The organism is Labrenzia sp. OB1, from assembly GCF_001624695.1.
Taxonomy (GTDB): domain Bacteria; phylum Pseudomonadota; class Alphaproteobacteria; order Rhizobiales; family Stappiaceae; genus Roseibium.
On the sequence record NZ_JSEP01000014.1, the window covers coordinates 98,540 to 113,885 of the forward strand.

Below are 15,346 nucleotides of genomic sequence, written 5' to 3' on the forward strand. Positions count from 1 at the left end.
AGGGTCAGCCCTGGGAGGGAGTGATATTCAGGAGTTTCTCAGAAACGAAGTTCTTCGACAATCTCGTCGGAAGGCACGCCGGCAGCCTCCGCCCGGCTGATCCATTCCTTGCGCACATTCTGGATGCGTTCGTCGTCGATGACCGCAATCAGTTCGTCCGTGGGAAATTGGATGACCTCGACGTCCTTTTCCGGCCAGCCGGCACGAACGGCCGAAATGGTCTTGTCGAGTTCGCCGGCATAGTTCTTCGCATAGTCCCTGCCAAGCTGATCGACGATCGCACGGTTTTTTTCGTCCATGCCGTTGTAGGTGTCCAGGTTCATGGCGATGAGGTGGCCGAACGATGCGCCAAGCGGAATCTCGATATAGTATTTCGCAACTTCATCGTATTTCCAGCCATGGGCAAGCGCCGGGCCGATCGGCGTGCAGTCGAGGATGCTGCGTTCCAGAGCTTCATAGGCTTCCGAAGTTGCAACGGAAACCGGTGTCGCTCCCAGCGCCTCGACCAGCGCGGGATAGGCGAAGCCGTATGTCCTGATGCGCTTGCCCTTCAGGTCCTCTACGGACCGGATCGGCGTCGTGCAAAGCAGGCCGTAGCTTTCCAGCGGCCGGAAACCGACGGCTTTCAGATTGCTTCGGGCAAGCTCCTCGGCGAATTGCGGATAGGCTTCATGCCACTTTTCCATCAGGTCGGAAATCTCGAGGGTGGACTTGGGCTGGGGGATAAAGAAGCCGACGGCATTGTTCAGCGGAAACTTGTCGGGAAAATAGGGGGTGACGATATCGCCGAAATCACCGACGCCCGCGGCGAGGGAATCCGGAATTTCCCGGGTCTTGGCGACACTGCCGCCCCAATAGACCTCGATCTCGTGTTCGTCGCCGGTACGTTTCTTGAATTCGTCGACGAACCACTGTGTGGAGATGGCCTGTGCATCGCCCGCACCCTGCGGCTTGAACGTGATCCACTTGTAGGTGTCTGCCACAGCTTCGGTCGTAGATACCGCGGCGATCATACCAAGGGCAATCGCTGCTGATCCAAGTGTTCCGCGGTTCAAAAGTCCAGTCATATTTCCTCCCATTGCGCAGTTGAGGCGCAAACGTTTGTCCCTGAAGTGGCGGCTTGCATGACAAGTAGCCGGAAACGGATCTGATTAAAAAGATCGCCGCCTATAATTCAAATACAATAGGCGTATATGTATTATGCCTTTTGGGTATGAGTCATTTCCAGATACCTTCAGCGACCAGTTCTTGCACGACTTCCTGGATCAGTTCTTCGATGACGGCCAGGGTCCGTTTGCGGCGCTGATCGGTGCGCATGGCGACGCACAGGGTCCACAGGATTTCCGGATTGCAGATGGGCACGGCCTGCAGCACGCCTTGCTGCACTTCGGAAATGACCGCGCCGTAGGTCAGGATTGTGAAGCCGTGACCATATTTAACCAGTGACTTGGTATGCCCGATCCCGTCGGAGCGCGTCACGATGTTCAGGGGGATGTCGAGCTGTTCGGCATGCCCGTCGATCAGAATGCGCAGGAAATTCGGCCGGCTTGGCATCACCAGCGGATAACTGCCGGCTTCAGCCAGGGAATATTCCGGTTTTTCCAGAGTGCCCGACCGCCCCACCAGGCACAGATGCTCGACCAGCAACTTGCTGATGCGAATATCGTCCCTGGGGGCGGGGTCGTGCATCACGGCGACGCCGATCTCGTTGTTGGCGAGCTTGCGTTCCAGTTCTCCGCTGAAACCTTCCACAAACCGTAGCTCGATATCCGGGTAGCGTTCCTTGCTGCGTTCCAGCAGGCGGGGGGCGATGAATTCTCCTGGGGTCGGCGGCATGCCGACAGACACGACCCCACCCAGGTGTCTTGAATGGATCGTGACGTCGTGATGCGTCTGCTGCACCTGATTGAAGATGAGATAGGCGCGGCGCAGAAGAATTTCTCCGGCCTCGGTCAGCTCGGCTCCGCGGGAATTGCGAATAAACAGCTGAACCCGCAAGTCTTCTTCCAGTTTCTTGATCTGCCGGCTGAGAGCAGGTTGCGCGATCCTGAGCCGGCCGGCGGCGCGGGTGAAACTCTTTTCCTCGGCGACACAGATGAAGTACCGCAAGGCCCGCAATTCGATTTGCCAGTCGCTGTTCATTCAAGGCACCCGGTCGAGAGATGGGAAACGGCGCAATGCCTAACACAGATTTGTTCTTGTCGACCGGGGCTTTTTCACAAGCCACCTGATGTTGACTTCAGGAAGAGGGCGGCTTGGCACGCGCGGGGTAAATATTGTTCCGATCTCCAAAGATCTCCGGAATCCTGCAAAAATTGACAAAAATCAAAGCCGACTCCAAATAGTTCTATTTATTCGAATAAATGAATATATATGGAGGCTGACATGACACTGGATTGGAAAACAGGCGGGCTGGCCCTGGGGCTGGTCTTTTTCGCGGCGGTGCTGCTGGTCAAGCCCATAGGGGTCTCGACCCAGTTCGTTATCCTCGACGGGGTGCTGTGGGACGCGGTCGATCCCGCTGTGGTGACGCAGACCGAGGACAGCTATACGGCGACAAACGCCTATCTTGCCAAGTCGGGCGGCAAATACGCCAAGGCGGTCGCCAACCCGCTGAATTACAGTTTCCTCTTCGTTCTGGCCATGCTGCTCGGTGGTGCTGCCTCGGCCTGGCAGCGCGGCGGCGTGGGCCCTGCAGAGCGCCGCGTCCCGGAGCTTTGGAAGGCGAACTTCGGCGACAGCCCGATAAAGCGTTTTGCGGCGGCCTTCGCCGGTGGCTTCATCGTTCTTTACGGCGCGCGGCTGGCGGGCGGATGCACCTCCGGCCACATGATGTCCGGCATGATGCAGACGGCGGTGTCAGGCTATCTGTTTGCCGCAGGCGCCTTCGCCGCGGCGGTTCCAACCGCCCTGATGCTCTATAAAGAGGAGGCGTAACCCATGGAAATCATACTCGCTCTTGCGATCGGCGGTGCTTTTGGCGCGGTTCTGGACCGCATTAGCGCTTCCAACCCGAATGTCATCGGGCGCATGCTCAACCTCACCAATCTTAAACTGATGAAGGCGATCCTGCTGGCCATCGGTGTCGGCTCTGTGCTGATGTTCGCCGGGCAGATGCTTGGCATCGTCGAGGTCGGCCACATGTCGGTGAAAACGGCTTATCTTGGCGTCTTCGCCGGTGGCCTGCTGCTCGGCGTCGGCTGGGCGCTTGCCGGTTATTGCCCGGGCACCGGCGTTGTCGCCGCCGGCGCGGGCCGCCGGGATGCCTTTGCCTTCATCGCGGGTGGCCTTCTGGGCGCCGCCGCCTACATGGCGACCTATCCCGCCGTCAAGGCCACCGGCCTTCTTGACGCAATTCTCGGCAGCAACGCAACGCTCGGAGCGATCCCCGGCACGGATTACCCGGGGCTGACCGGTCTGCCCGGCGACACGCTCGGCATCGTGCTGGGACTGGTCTTCGTCGCCGTGGCCTTCGTTCTGCCGGAGCGGATAATCCGCAAGGACGCGCGTCTCCCCGCGGAATGATCTCTTACCTTGCAGCGTGCGCTCCAGGCGCACGCTTGGCCTCAACGCCAACCAAGTGAAGCGCCACTACGCTTTCCCCGCTACATATTCCCGGTAATACGCCGAATTCATCACGACCACGCCCAGCACCATGTCGTGCAGCAGACGTTTGCGGTCGGAGAACAGGGAGACCAGCAGGACGAGCGGTGTCAGCAGCGAGATGGAGAACCAGAAGAGGATGGCGTGGACCGCTGCGAGCAGGGGATAGGGCCGGTCGCCATACCAGAGGCGCATTTCCAGGCCCATGGCGCGCATGCCCGGTGTTGATGACTGCGGGCCACCCAGCGTGAAGGCCACATAGATCAATGCGACGGCGGTTGGCAGGATGGCATAGAGCAGGAAGCCGAGACCGAGCGTGAACACGCCGAGCACGAACACCAATACCCCGGCCACTAGGGTCAGCAGCGCGATCGCGATCACGTCAATGAAAAAGGCGAAGATCCGGCGGCTGCGGACGCCTGAGAACAGGTCCGGATGAAGGGCGGCGTCGAACACGTCCTGACGGTCGTATTGCGATGAGGTTTCAACTGACATGATCCGGCTCCCGGTTTTGTGATGACCTGAATGTGGGAACTTCCGCAGGGATTCGCAAATCCCGCGTTCTCTTGCGCGGAAGAGCGGCGGATCTGCCGCTTTTCCCGTTCACTCCATCCGTTCGCCGATTTCCAGGTAGCGCACGCCGTAGCCGTGTTCGCGCAGGGCAGCGACGATGCGTTCGCCATGCGGGCGGTCGAAGGCCTCGAAGGTGACATCCAGTGTCGCGCCCTTGGCGGGAACGTTGAGGAACAGCCGGTGATGCTCCACATCGACGACATTGCCCTGCAGGTCGCCGATGACCGTGGCGATTTCGCCAAGGACACCCGGCCGATCCGGCGTGTCGATGCGGATGGAGACCAGTTTGCCGTCCCGGGCCAGCTCGCGCACAACGATCTTGGACAAGAGCCGCGGATCGATGTTGCCGCCGCACAGAACGAGGCCCACCCGCTTGCCGGTGAACCGGTCCCGTTCGCTCAAAAGACCGGCAAGGCCAGCAGCGCCCGCGCCCTCGGCAATCGTGCGCTGCAGGGTGAGATAGGCATTGATCGCCTGCTCGATGCTGCTTTCGGAAACCAGCAGGATGTCATCGACGGTTTTTCTGACGATCTCGGTCGTCAGCACGCCGATGTCACGCACGGCGATGCCCTCGGCGATGGTCGCGCCCTCGCAGCGGACCTCCTTGCCGTAAAAGGCTCCCCACATGCCCGGATAAAGCACCGTCTCGACCCCGATCACCTCGATGGAGGGTTTGAGAGCCTTGGCGGCCGTTGCCATGCCGGCAATCAGCCCGCCGCCACCCACCGGCACCACGAGCACATCGAGATCCGGTTGGGCTGCCAGCATTTCGGCCGTGATCGTGCCCTGGCCGCGGATCACATGCACATCGTCATAGGGATGCACCCAGACCAGATTGCGCTCTTCCGCCAGCCGGTCCGCCTCCGCCTTGGCTTCGGCCAGCGTGTTGCCGGCCAGCACCACTTCCGCGCCGTAGCCCCGAGTGGCGGATATCTTCACAAACGGTGTCAGCACCGGCATGACGATGGTTGCCGGTATGCCGAGGCGTCCGGCGTGATAGGCAACGCCCTGCGCATGATTGCCGGCCGAAACGGCGATTACGCCGCGCGTCTTTTCCGCGTCATCGAGGCTGGCAAGCTTGACCAGCGCGCCGCGCTCCTTGAAGGCGCCGGTGACCTGCATGTTCTCGTATTTGACAAAGACATCCGCGCCGGTGAGCTGCGACAGGCGCGGAGCGGGCAGGCAGGGTGTTTCCAGCACCGCACCCTTGATCAGTTCGGCGGCCCGAAGGATTTCCTCCAGGGTCACCGGAGCGTTTACAACTTGCGCGGCCTCCATCATCCGGCGTCGGCCAGCATGGCGGCGACCTTCGGTGCGAAATAGGTCAGGATGCCGTCTGCGCCGGCGCGCTTGAAGGCCATCAGACTTTCCATCATGGCGCGTTCGTCATCCAGCCAGCCATTTGCCCCTGCCGCCTTGATCATCGCGTACTCACCGGAGACCTGATAGGCGAAAGTGGGAACCTGAAAGGTGTCCTTGATGCGCCGGACGATGTCGAGATACGGCAGGCCGGGCTTGACCATGACCATATCCGCGCCTTCCGCGATGTCGAGCTCCGTCTCGCGCAAGGCTTCATCCGTATTGGCCGGGTCCATCTGGTAGGTGCGTTTGTCGCCCCTCAGCGTTCCGGACGAGCCGACCGCGTCGCGGAACGGACCATAGAAGGCGGAGGCGTATTTGGCTGAATAGGCCATGATCTGCGTGTCCCGGAAGCCTTGCCCGTCGAGGGACTGGCGGATGGCGGCGACCCGTCCATCCATCATGTCGGACGGAGCGATGACATCCGATCCGGCTTCCGCCTGAACCAGCGCCTGTCGGCAGAGCCGGTCGACGGTTTCATCGTTGAGGATCGTCTCACCCTCCATCAGGCCATCATGGCCATGGCTGGTATAGGGATCGAGCGCCACATCGGTCATCAGCCCGAGATTGAGCCCTTCGGCCTTGATCGCCTTCAGGGCACGGCAGGTGAGATTGTTCGCGTTCAGCGCTTCCGTGCCCATTTCGTCGCGCAGCTCGGGTTCGGTGTAGGGAAACAACGCCATCACCGGAATGCCGAGCTGGGCGGCGCGCTCGGCTTCCTGCACCGCCTCGTCGACCGAAAGGCGGAAGACATCCGGCATGGACGCCACCGGCTGGCGCACCTTCTCGCCATCGACCAGAAAGACCGGCCAGATGAGGTCGTCCACCGTCAACGTGTTCTCGCGCACCATGCGGCGGGACCAGTCCGTCTGGCGGTTCCGGCGCAGGCGCGTGCCTGCCAGAAGCGTATCCATATGGTCTGGGGTGATTGGCGGAAGCTTGGATCTGGACGACATGGTCTCTGTCTGCATGATGAGAGTGGCGGTGAATCTGCGTTTCCGCATGTGTGAGCCGCAATCTATCACGCAGATCTGAGCTTTCCAACATTCTGTAAAATAACTGAAATCAATAACGAAAAAGAGTTTGTTTGACGTGAGCGTCAAATATGCTTTAGTGCTGTCGCGACAGTGAAATGACAGGCCCTTGCAAAAAGGGATTGCGGCGGGAGCCCTGGTCTCCACCGCGCTTGGGAGGACAATCCGTGGACTTTTCTCTGAATGAAGATCAGCGCGCCTTTCAGGACATGGCGGCGAGCTTTTCGCGCGACGAGCTGGCGCCCTTCGCCAAGGAATGGGACGAGAACAGCCATTTTCCCGTTCCGACCCTGCGCAAGGCCGCCACGCTCGGCTTCGCCGGTATCTATGTGCGCGAGGATGTCGGCGGCTCGGCCCTGACCCGGCTGGACGCGGCGCTGATCTTTGAGGAGCTGTCCAGGGGATGCACCTCTACGGCCGCCTATCTGTCCATTCACAACATGGTTTCCTGGATCATCGATACCTACGGGTCGCAGGCGTTGCGCGAAAAATACCTCGGCCGGCTGTGCGCGATGGAGCTCCTGACCAGCTATTGCCTCACCGAGCCCGGGTCCGGGTCGGATGCGGCCAGCCTGCGCACCAGCGCCAGGGACGACGGCGATCATTATGTTCTGAACGGCTCCAAGGCCTTTATCTCCGGCGGTGGAGTGAGCGATCTCTACGCGGTGATGGTGCGCACCGGAGGCGAGGGCCCGGCGGGCGTCTCCTGCCTGCTGGTGGAAAAGGATACGCCGGGTCTCAGCTTCGGTGCCAATGAAGACAAGCTCGGCTGGAGGAGCCAGCCTACCGCGCAGGTTAATTTCTCCGATTGTCGGGTTCCCAAGGCCAATCTGGTGGGCGAAGAAGGACAGGGCTTCCGAATCGCGATGGCAGCTCTGGATGGGGGACGCCTGAATATAGGCGCCTGCTCACTGGGCGCGGCCCAGGCCTGTCTCGATTTTTCCCTCGCCTACGTCAAGGAGCGCAAGCAGTTCGGCAAGCCGATCGCCGACTTCCAGGCCTTGCAGTTCCGCCTCGCGGACATGGCGACCGAACTGGAAGCGGCCCGTCTTCTTTTGCACAAGGCCGCTCAGGCCGTGGAAAGCAAATCCGCGGATGCGACCAGGCTCGCGGCCATGGCAAAGCGTCTTGCCACGGATACCGGCTTCAAGGTGGTCAACGATGCGCTGCAGCTTCATGGCGGCTACGGATACCTGCGGGACTATCCCATCGAACGTTATTTCCGCGATGTCCGGGTCCATCAGATCCTGGAAGGCACCAATGAGATCATGCGGCTGATCATCGCCCGTCAGCTTTTGAAGGACTGAGTGAAGCGGTTCCCGTTACATCTTGAAACGACTCCACTATCGCGTGAGGTGCCAGCATGACCGACGACATCCTGTTTGAAAAACGCGGCCTGGCCGGATTTGTCACCTTGAACCGCCCGAAGGCACTGAACGCGCTCAATCACGCGATGGTCACAGCGCTCGCCGCCCAGCTCGAGCGCTGGGCGGATGATCCGGACGTGGCTCATGTGGTCGTCACTGGAGCCGGCGAAAAAGCCTTCTGCGCCGGTGGCGACATCCGCAGCATTTATGATGCCCGCCAGGCGGGGCAGCTCGACGGGCTCAGCGCCTTTTTCCGCGACGAGTATCTCCTCAATGCGCAGATCAAGACCTATCCGAAACCTTATGTTGCCCTGATCGACGGGATCGTCATGGGGGGAGGTGTCGGCGTTTCGGTGCACGGTAGCCATCGCGTTGGCACACAAAAGACGCTGTTCGCCATGCCGGAAACGGCAATCGGTTTCTTTCCGGATGTGGGCGGCACCTGGTTTCTGCCGCGCATGCCAAAGAGAACAGGCGTCTATTGCGCCCTGAGCGCGGGACGCGTGAAGCAGGGCGACGCATTGGCAACCGGCGTGCTGACCCATGCAATCGATGAAACATCCCTGCCGTATCTGGAAAAGGCGCTGGAAACCGCGAGCGACATCGGCGCGGCTCTGGCACCCTATCTGGTCACGCCGGAGAAGGGGCCGTTGAGCGGGAACGCGGACCTGATCGAACAGGTGTTTTCAGCAGGGTCGGTCGAGGAAATTCTGGAACGCCTCGAAAATTCCCGGGACGCCTTCGCGCAAAAGACGCTGGAATCAATTCACCAGAAATCGCCGACAAGCGTGTTGATCGCCTTTGAGCAGATGCAGCGCGGTGCGCAGCTTTCCTTTGACGACTGCATGCGGCTCGAATACCGCATCCTGTGCCGGATTCTCCAGAGTGAGGATTTTTTCGAAGGCATTCGCGCGGTGCTGGTCGACAAGGATCAGGATCCGAAATGGGTGCCTTCCCACTTCAGTCAGGTGGACAGGGCCGGTCTGGCGTCGTATTTCGAGAAACCGTCTGTTGGGGATCTTCCACTTTAATCCGGGACCGGACCGCGCATGATTACCAGTTTTCAGGACTTGATCGACTCCCGCCCGCCGTGGAGCACCGTTCTGGTCTGGTATCTGCGCGCGATGGCGATTCTTCTGATTGGTGGCGGCGTCATTTACTGGGCGCGGATAATCGGCATCGTCGAATGGCGCGGCCTGTGGTTCTGGGATATGCCCGTCGCCCTTCAGGGCGCGATCGTGTTCTTCGCGGTGCTGGATCTGGTCGCGGCAACCGGCCTTTGGTTGACCGTCTCCTGGGGAACGGTCATGTGGCTGTTCCGCTGCTTCAGCCAGATCGTCATGCACACGATCTTTTCCGATCTCTATGGCCGGCGGCCCTATGAGATTGCCTTCTACCTGCTGACAATCGCGATCTTCGGCTTGCTGGTCTACCTGATGGACAGGGAAAACCGCGCCGGTTCCGGCTGACGCTGGCCCGGGTTCGGGTTGACTGGATATCGGCCCTGTTGATTCCGGGCGTGAACTGCTTCGCACAACAGATTCAAAAACATCACCAATTTTCTTTCGGGAGAAACGCAATGGCACAGACAATCGGGTTCATCGGGCTTGGCAATATGGGTGGCCCGATGGCGGTCAATCTCGTCAAGGCCGGACACAAGGTGCTCGGCTTCGATCTGTCTGCGCAGTCCATGTCTGCCCATGCCGATGCCGGTGGTGAAAAGGCGGCAGGTATTGCAGAACTCGCGGCCGCCGCGGATATAATCGTGACGATGCTGCCGGCGGGCAAACATGTGCGCCAGATCTATCAGGGCGAGGGCGGCATTCTGGAAAATGCCAAACCGGGCACATTGCTGATCGACAGTTCGACCATCGATGTGGACAGCGCCCGCGCGGTGATCGCGGCGGCCACCGAAAAGGGTATGCCCATGGTCGATGCGCCAGTCTCCGGGGGCGTCACCGGGGCTGCCGCCGGAACGCTGACCTTCATGGTGGGCGGAGCCGATGACGCCTATGAGGCGGCCAAACCCTATCTCGACATCATGGGCAAGACGATCGTGCATGCGGGTGGTGCCGGCAATGGCCAGGCAGCCAAAATCTGCAACAACATGATCCTGGGCATTTCCATGATCGGCGTGTCCGAAGCTTTCGTGCTGGCGGAACGGCTTGGCCTCGACGCACAGAAACTCTTCGACATTTCCTCCACCGCATCGGGCCAGTGCTGGGCGCTGACGTCCTATTGCCCGGTGCCGGGTCCACTGCCGGCCAGTCCGGCGAACCGGGACTACCAGCCCGGCTTTGCCGCCGCGATGATGCTCAAGGATCTGAAGTTGGCACAGGAGGCCGCGAATTCCTCCGGCGCGGCAACGCCACTGGGCGCTGAAGCAGCGTCCCTCTATGCGCTGTTCTGCAACTCGGGTGGGGAAAGCCAGGATTTCTCTGCCATTGTGAAGTTCCTGCGGGGATCATCATAAACAATGTATTAAATGACCCCTTCAAAGACCTCGTGAAAATTAACCAATGATTCAGCGTGTCTCTTAAGCAGATTTTAGAATCGGTCGGTTAAATTGCTTAGTAAGGCGGGAATAATATCCGTCGAAAGACAGGTACTTGAAGAGGCGCAATTACAATGATTACAGCAAGCAGGGCAGTTGACGCTGTTGCACCGAGCCAGAGTGAAGAAGCGGAAATCAAGCCGCTTTATCTCGAGGCTCTGACGCTCGTAGAGCGGCTGCACCGACGTCTTCTCGACGTTATCAAGGATGAGTTCGATCGTATGGGCCGGTCAGATGTCAACAGCGTGCAGGCACTGCTGCTGTTCAACATCGGCGATTCGGAACTGACGGCCGGTGAGCTGCGCACGCGCGGTTATTACCTGGGATCGAATGTTTCCTACAATCTGAAGAAACTGGTCGAAACCGGTTACATCCACCACCAGCGTTCCCGTATGGACCGCCGCTCCGTTCGCGTCAGCCTGACGGAAAAGGGCGGGGAAGTGGCGAAGATCGTCAACGATCTTTACGAGCGTCACGTTCTGTCGGTCGAACAGGTCGGTGAAATCGGACCAGAGGACTTCGCGGTTCTCAACAAGTCCCTTCGCCGCCTCGAGCGGTTCTGGACTGACCAGATCCTGTACCGCCTTTAAGGGCAGACAGCAGACACATTTGAGTTTGATAAGCACCGCCCACCGGGCGGTGCTTTCTTTTTTGCCGCCTCACGCAGATTTGCGTTTCCATGCGACCGAATTCTTTCAAAATACCTGCGTTGATGACAGGCCTGAAATGAGTTGCTGTCATCGACATCTTTAGGTCACATTGAAATGGCTTTGTGCGGTGCTTCCAGCAAGATTTCGGTTAAAAAATCAAGCGATTTGTTAACTCCCTTACGTTAGGAATCGGAGCTGGTAAATGTGGTGCGGTACGTATCAATTCGTCATCCGGGCCTCAGGCACGACATCAGCGGACGTCCGGTCGCAACCGCTTGTTCGTCAGGAAGTTGATTGAATTTAAGGTGTCAGGGCACGTTGTTCGCGATCGGTTGAACAAAAGGTGCTTGTAAGACAGGTCAGCGCGTGAAACGCAGCAAGATGGGGTCGGCAATGAACCTTTTATCCGGACAGTTCGGGATAAAGCTTCACCACGGATGGATTACTCGGCGGACGCTCGGGAGCCTGTGCGCACTCGGGATCGTGGCGCCGCTTATGGCGGGTGCCCAGGCGCAGGCGCAATCCTCCGGCCAACAGGTTGAGTGGGCCGATAACTTCGACATCGCCACGGACAACATCAAGGAAGTGAAGTCGTCCGCACCGACATTGTCGCCGGAAACGGCTGATTACATTTCTGTCGCCATCGACCGCTATCAGCGCATCGTGCAGGCCGGCGGCTGGGGTATGGTCACGCCCGGTGGCAAGCCGCTGAGAATCGGTGCGAAAGACCCGCGCGTTGTCGAACTGCGCCGCCGCCTGATCGTTTCCGGCGATCTTGAGCAGCAGGCAGGCCTGTCCAACACGTTCGATTCCTACGTGGACACGGCCCTGCGCCGCTTTCAGCTTCGTCACGGTCTGATCCCGGACGGCGTGATGGGCGAGGGCACGGTGACCGCGCTGAACATTCCCGCCGATGTGCGTCTGCGCCAGCTTGAAACCAACATGATCCGCATGCGCTCCATGTCCGGTTTCCTTGGTGACCGCTATGTGATGGTGAATATTCCGGCTGCCGAAATCGAAGCGGTCGAGAACGGCCGTGTGCGGTCCCGTCATACCGCCGTTGTCGGCAAGATCGACCGTCAGACGCCGATCCTGAACAGCAAGATTTACGAACTGAACTTCAATCCCTACTGGACAGTGCCCGTCTCCATCATCCGCAAGGACCTGATCCCCAAGATGAATGAGGACTCGCAATATCTGGCGAAGAACAACATCCGCATCTTCGACTGGAGCGGGAACGAAATGTCCTGGCAGCAGATCGACTGGAACACCGAAGAGGCGACCCAGTACCGGTTCACACAGGATCCGGGATCGGACAATTCACTCGGCTCCGTACGCATCAACTTCCACAACAAGCACCAGGTCTATCTGCACGACACTCCGTCCAAGACTTTGTTCGGCGAAGACTACCGGTTTCATTCGTCCGGTTGCGTGCGTGTTCAGAACGTGCGTGAGCTTGTGACGTGGCTTCTGCAATCGACCACCCCGGACTGGGACCGCACCCGCGTGGATTCGGTCATCCGCACCGGCGAGCGTGAAGACGTGAAGCTGAAAGGTCAGATTCCTCTCTACCTGACCTATGTCACCGCCTGGGCCAATGCGGACGGCGTCGTGCATTTTCGCGAGGATATCTACAATCGGGACGATCTCTACGGTACCGGTACACAGGCCCGTCTCTGACGCGGTTTCCGGCACGACAACCCGATCTTTATGTTCACTGCGAAACGCCGGCCTTGATCAGACCGGCGTTTCGTGGATTCTGGGGGTCTGCGCGCAAGGATCGATAACATGAGTCGCGAGCCGAAGTCCGGCGAGATCTATCTTGAATTCCGTTCTGTCGGCCGTCAGGTCCAGGTGATCGCGATGGATGCCGCGACCGGTATCGAAGTGTCAGCGTTCGGACCGAATTCTGCTTCCCAGGGAGATCTGAAACGGATCGCCATCCGTAAGCTTCAACGCCGGATAGAGCAGGAACGCGAAGCAGCCGGCGGACGGTCCGACCCGTCGCTTTACTGAATGATCCGGCCGATTTGACCGCTCTCTCCGGCTCCGGTCATGGCGTTCGGGCCACAGCGTCGTTTTCAAGTTGGCGTGCGTCGGTAAGACCCTTGGTTCTTCCCGGGGCCTGTGTTAATTCCTCGCCTCGAGTTGGCTTGGCCGTCGCAGGGCGTTGCTTGACCTGCAAGACGCCGTGACCCGGTCAATGCGCCGGGGCTCCGCCAGAAAGGCCGATGCGGCTGTGAGCCCCGGTCGCCGGAATCGAGTTGCTGGAACGCATCCGGGGGAGAACCTTGCATGCGGACAGTTGTGAAAAATGGCCTGACAACAGGGCCGCGAAACAAGGCCCTGCAATCGGGCCGTAGAACAAGGATGGTGCGATGTCTTTGATGGAAAGCTCCAATCAGCCCCTGCAGTCCGGTTTCTTCACCCGTGGTCTGGAAGAGGCAGATAGCGATATTTTCGATACCATCGAAAAGGAACTCGGCCGTCAGCAGCACGAGATCGAGCTGATCGCCTCGGAGAACATCGTCTCCCGTGCCGTTCTGGAAGCTCAAGGGTCGATCTTTACCAACAAATACGCCGAAGGCTATCCGGGCAAGCGCTACTACGGCGGCTGCGAATTTGCCGATGTCGCCGAGACACTGGCGATTGAACGCGCCAAGCAGTTGTTCGGCTGCGGCTTCGCCAACGTTCAGCCCAATTCCGGCAGCCAGATGAACCAGGCCGTGTTCCTGGCGCTGCTGCAGCCGGGAGACACCTTCATGGGGCTCGACCTGAATTCCGGCGGCCACCTGACCCACGGTTCTCCGGTCAACATGTCGGGCAAATGGTTCAACGTCGTCTCCTATGGTGTGCGCAAGGAAGATCATCTGCTCGACATGGCAGAGGTCGAGCGTCTCGCCCATGAGCACAAGCCAAAGCTGATCCTGGCCGGCGGCACGGCCTATTCGCGCCTGTGGGACTGGCAGAAGTTCCGCGAGATCGCAGACAGCGTCGGCGCGTATCTGATGGTCGATATGGCTCATATCGCAGGTCTGGTGGCCGGAGGAGTGCATCCGTCTCCTGTTCCGCATGCGCATGTGGTCACCACCACCACCCACAAATCCCTGCGCGGTCCGCGCGGAGGCATGATCCTTTCCAATGACGAGGCGATTGCCAAGAAGATCAACTCCGCCGTCTTTCCCGGTCTCCAGGGCGGCCCGCTGATGCATGTGATCGCGGCCAAGGCGGTTGCCTTCAAGGAAGCGCTGCAGCCGGAATTCAAGATCTATGCCCGCGCCGTGGCCGAAAACGCCAAGGCGCTGGCCGAGGTGCTGAAGGAGCAGGGCCTGGACATCGTCTCCGGCGGAACGGACAACCACCTGATGCTCGTCGATCTGCGCCCGAAAAACGCCACCGGCAAGGTCGCCGAGAAAGCTCTCGGCCGCGCCAACATCACCTGCAACAAGAACGGCATCCCCTTCGACCCGGAAAAACCCTTCGTGACGTCTGGCATCCGGCTCGGAACTCCGGCCGCAACCACACGCGGGTTCGGCGTGGCGGAATTCCGCGAAGTCGGCTTGCTGATCACCGAAGTTCTGGACGGATTGAAGGCAGCAAACAGCGAAGAAGGCAACGCGGCGGTTGAAGCGGCCGTCAAAGCCAAGGTAGAAGCACTGACGGCCCGGTTCCCGATCTACGGGGGGTAATCGACGGGTCCCGTCAGGAGCTTTGAAAGATGAGATGTCCGTTTTGCGGCGGCGAGGAAACCCAGGTCAAGGATTCCCGCCCGACCGAGGACAACACCGCCATCCGTCGGCGCAGGATCTGCAACACCTGCGGCGGCCGTTTCACGACATTCGAACGGGTTCAGCTGCGTGAGCTGATGGTGCTGAAACGTTCCGGCCGCCGGGTTCCCTTCGACCGGGAAAAACTGATGCGCTCCGTGCAGATCGCTGTGCGCAAGCGTCCCGTCGATCCGGAAAAGATCGAACGCATGGTCAGCGGCATCGTCCGCCAGCTGGAAAGTTCGGGTGAAAGTGAAATCACCGCGGAAACCATCGGCAATCATGTGATGGAAGGCCTGAAGGCTATCGACGACGTCGCCTATGTGCGCTTTGCCTCCGTTTACAGGAATTTCCGTGAAGCCAAGGATTTCGAAGCACTTCTGGACGAACTCAGCGACCCTGAGAAACATCCCGTCAAAGACAACTGACCCGTTGCAAC

16 protein-coding genes are annotated in these 15,346 nt (G+C 59.7%); 11 read left to right on the forward strand and 5 right to left on the reverse strand.

Annotated features, from left to right (window positions below; translation table 11 throughout):
* Window positions 1-38: 38 nt before the first annotated feature.
* Together OA90_RS18230 and OA90_RS18235 are read right to left on the reverse strand one after the other, a co-directional pair.
* A complete protein-coding gene (locus OA90_RS18230) occupies window positions 39-1,067 on the reverse strand; it encodes a C4-dicarboxylate TRAP transporter substrate-binding protein (RefSeq protein ID WP_199823761.1) in 1,029 nt (342 codons plus the stop codon).
* A 151-nt stretch (window positions 1,068-1,218) separates the two neighbouring features.
* Window positions 1,219-2,142: a LysR family transcriptional regulator gene (locus tag OA90_RS18235; protein ID WP_068415252.1), complete on the reverse strand. Its 924-nt coding sequence runs from the start codon at window positions 2,140-2,142 to the stop codon at window positions 1,219-1,221.
* 243 nt (window positions 2,143-2,385) lie between these two features.
* Between OA90_RS18235 and OA90_RS18240 the strand changes: the two genes are divergently transcribed.
* Together OA90_RS18240 and OA90_RS18245 are read left to right on the forward strand one after the other, a co-directional pair.
* Window positions 2,386-2,937, forward strand: coding sequence for a YeeE/YedE thiosulfate transporter family protein (locus OA90_RS18240; protein WP_068415413.1), 552 nt, complete (start codon window positions 2,386-2,388; stop codon window positions 2,935-2,937).
* Between the two features lie 3 nt (window positions 2,938-2,940).
* Window positions 2,941-3,525, forward strand: coding sequence for a YeeE/YedE thiosulfate transporter family protein (locus tag OA90_RS18245; RefSeq protein ID WP_068415254.1), 585 nt, complete (start codon window positions 2,941-2,943; stop codon window positions 3,523-3,525).
* Between the two features lie 66 nt (window positions 3,526-3,591).
* On the opposite strand, the gene OA90_RS18250 is transcribed toward OA90_RS18245, so the two are convergent.
* The 3 genes from OA90_RS18250 to hemB all read right to left on the reverse strand — a co-directional run bounded on the left by OA90_RS18250 (window position 3,592) and on the right by hemB (window position 6,449).
* Window positions 3,592-4,098, reverse strand: coding sequence for an RDD family protein (locus OA90_RS18250; RefSeq protein WP_068415256.1), 507 nt, complete (start codon window positions 4,096-4,098; stop codon window positions 3,592-3,594).
* Between the two features lie 108 nt (window positions 4,099-4,206).
* A complete protein-coding gene (locus tag OA90_RS18255; RefSeq protein ID WP_244274666.1) occupies window positions 4,207-5,457 on the reverse strand; it encodes a threonine ammonia-lyase in 1,251 nt (416 codons plus the stop codon).
* On the reverse strand, window positions 5,454-6,449 hold the full coding sequence (gene hemB, locus OA90_RS18260) for a porphobilinogen synthase (RefSeq protein ID WP_244274671.1): 996 nt from the start codon (window positions 6,447-6,449) through the stop codon (window positions 5,454-5,456). Before hemB ends, OA90_RS18255 begins: the two co-directional genes overlap by 4 nt.
* A gap of 287 nt (window positions 6,450-6,736) precedes the next feature.
* On the opposite strand from hemB, the gene OA90_RS18265 reads away from it, so the two are divergent.
* The 9 genes from OA90_RS18265 to nrdR all read left to right on the forward strand — a co-directional run bounded on the left by OA90_RS18265 (window position 6,737) and on the right by nrdR (window position 15,335).
* Entirely contained in the window at window positions 6,737-7,876 is a 1,140-nt protein-coding gene (locus OA90_RS18265) for an isobutyryl-CoA dehydrogenase (RefSeq protein WP_068415271.1), read from the forward strand.
* Between the two features lie 56 nt (window positions 7,877-7,932).
* Window positions 7,933-8,967 carry an enoyl-CoA hydratase/isomerase family protein gene (locus tag OA90_RS18270; RefSeq protein WP_068415273.1) on the forward strand — a complete coding sequence of 345 codons (1,035 nt, stop codon included), beginning with the start codon at window positions 7,933-7,935 and terminating at the stop codon, window positions 8,965-8,967.
* A gap of 18 nt (window positions 8,968-8,985) precedes the next feature.
* Entirely contained in the window at window positions 8,986-9,405 is a 420-nt protein-coding gene (locus OA90_RS18275; RefSeq protein WP_068415277.1) for a DUF6163 family protein, read from the forward strand.
* A 71-nt stretch (window positions 9,406-9,476) separates the two neighbouring features.
* Window positions 9,477-10,409: a 3-hydroxyisobutyrate dehydrogenase gene (mmsB, locus tag OA90_RS18280; protein ID WP_279625824.1), complete on the forward strand. Its 933-nt coding sequence runs from the start codon at window positions 9,477-9,479 to the stop codon at window positions 10,407-10,409.
* Between the two features lie 155 nt (window positions 10,410-10,564).
* Window positions 10,565-11,080 (forward strand): MarR family winged helix-turn-helix transcriptional regulator, encoded by a 516-nt coding sequence (locus tag OA90_RS18285; RefSeq protein ID WP_068415286.1) that lies wholly within the window; start codon window positions 10,565-10,567, stop codon window positions 11,078-11,080.
* A 453-nt stretch (window positions 11,081-11,533) separates the two neighbouring features.
* On the forward strand, window positions 11,534-12,820 hold the full coding sequence (locus OA90_RS18290) for a L,D-transpeptidase family protein (protein WP_068415287.1): 1,287 nt from the start codon (window positions 11,534-11,536) through the stop codon (window positions 12,818-12,820).
* A gap of 108 nt (window positions 12,821-12,928) precedes the next feature.
* The gene (locus OA90_RS18295; RefSeq protein WP_068415295.1) at window positions 12,929-13,156 is read left to right on the forward strand and encodes a serine hydroxymethyltransferase; all 228 of its coding nucleotides are present in this window, start codon (window positions 12,929-12,931) and stop codon (window positions 13,154-13,156) included.
* A 362-nt stretch (window positions 13,157-13,518) separates the two neighbouring features.
* A complete protein-coding gene (gene glyA, locus OA90_RS18300; RefSeq protein ID WP_068415297.1) occupies window positions 13,519-14,829 on the forward strand; it encodes a serine hydroxymethyltransferase in 1,311 nt (436 codons plus the stop codon).
* A gap of 29 nt (window positions 14,830-14,858) precedes the next feature.
* Window positions 14,859-15,335, forward strand: a complete 477-nt coding sequence (nrdR, locus tag OA90_RS18305; RefSeq protein ID WP_068415300.1) for a transcriptional regulator NrdR — start codon at window positions 14,859-14,861, stop codon at window positions 15,333-15,335.
* The last annotated feature ends 11 nt before the right edge of the window (window positions 15,336-15,346 follow it).

Coding starts and splice junctions, on each gene's coding strand:
- glyA (WP_068415297.1), top strand. CDS start 13,519: ATGTCTTTGATGGAAAGCTCCAATCAGCCCCTGCAGTCCGGTTTCTTC.
- OA90_RS18240 (WP_068415413.1), top strand. CDS start 2,386: ATGACACTGGATTGGAAAACAGGCGGGCTGGCCCTGGGGCTGGTCTTT.
- nrdR (WP_068415300.1), top strand. CDS start 14,859: ATGAGATGTCCGTTTTGCGGCGGCGAGGAAACCCAGGTCAAGGATTCC.
- OA90_RS18250 (WP_068415256.1), bottom strand. CDS start 4,098: ATGTCAGTTGAAACCTCATCGCAATACGACCGTCAGGACGTGTTCGAC.
- OA90_RS18285 (WP_068415286.1), top strand. CDS start 10,565: ATGATTACAGCAAGCAGGGCAGTTGACGCTGTTGCACCGAGCCAGAGT.
- OA90_RS18290 (WP_068415287.1), top strand. CDS start 11,534: ATGAACCTTTTATCCGGACAGTTCGGGATAAAGCTTCACCACGGATGG.
- OA90_RS18245 (WP_068415254.1), top strand. CDS start 2,941: ATGGAAATCATACTCGCTCTTGCGATCGGCGGTGCTTTTGGCGCGGTT.
- OA90_RS18295 (WP_068415295.1), top strand. CDS start 12,929: ATGAGTCGCGAGCCGAAGTCCGGCGAGATCTATCTTGAATTCCGTTCT.
- OA90_RS18235 (WP_068415252.1), bottom strand. CDS start 2,142: ATGAACAGCGACTGGCAAATCGAATTGCGGGCCTTGCGGTACTTCATC.
- hemB (WP_244274671.1), bottom strand. CDS start 6,449: ATGGATACGCTTCTGGCAGGCACGCGCCTGCGCCGGAACCGCCAGACG.
- OA90_RS18255 (WP_244274666.1), bottom strand. CDS start 5,457: ATGATGGAGGCCGCGCAAGTTGTAAACGCTCCGGTGACCCTGGAGGAA.
- OA90_RS18275 (WP_068415277.1), top strand. CDS start 8,986: ATGATTACCAGTTTTCAGGACTTGATCGACTCCCGCCCGCCGTGGAGC.
- OA90_RS18270 (WP_068415273.1), top strand. CDS start 7,933: ATGACCGACGACATCCTGTTTGAAAAACGCGGCCTGGCCGGATTTGTC.
- OA90_RS18230 (WP_199823761.1), bottom strand. CDS start 1,067: ATGACTGGACTTTTGAACCGCGGAACACTTGGATCAGCAGCGATTGCC.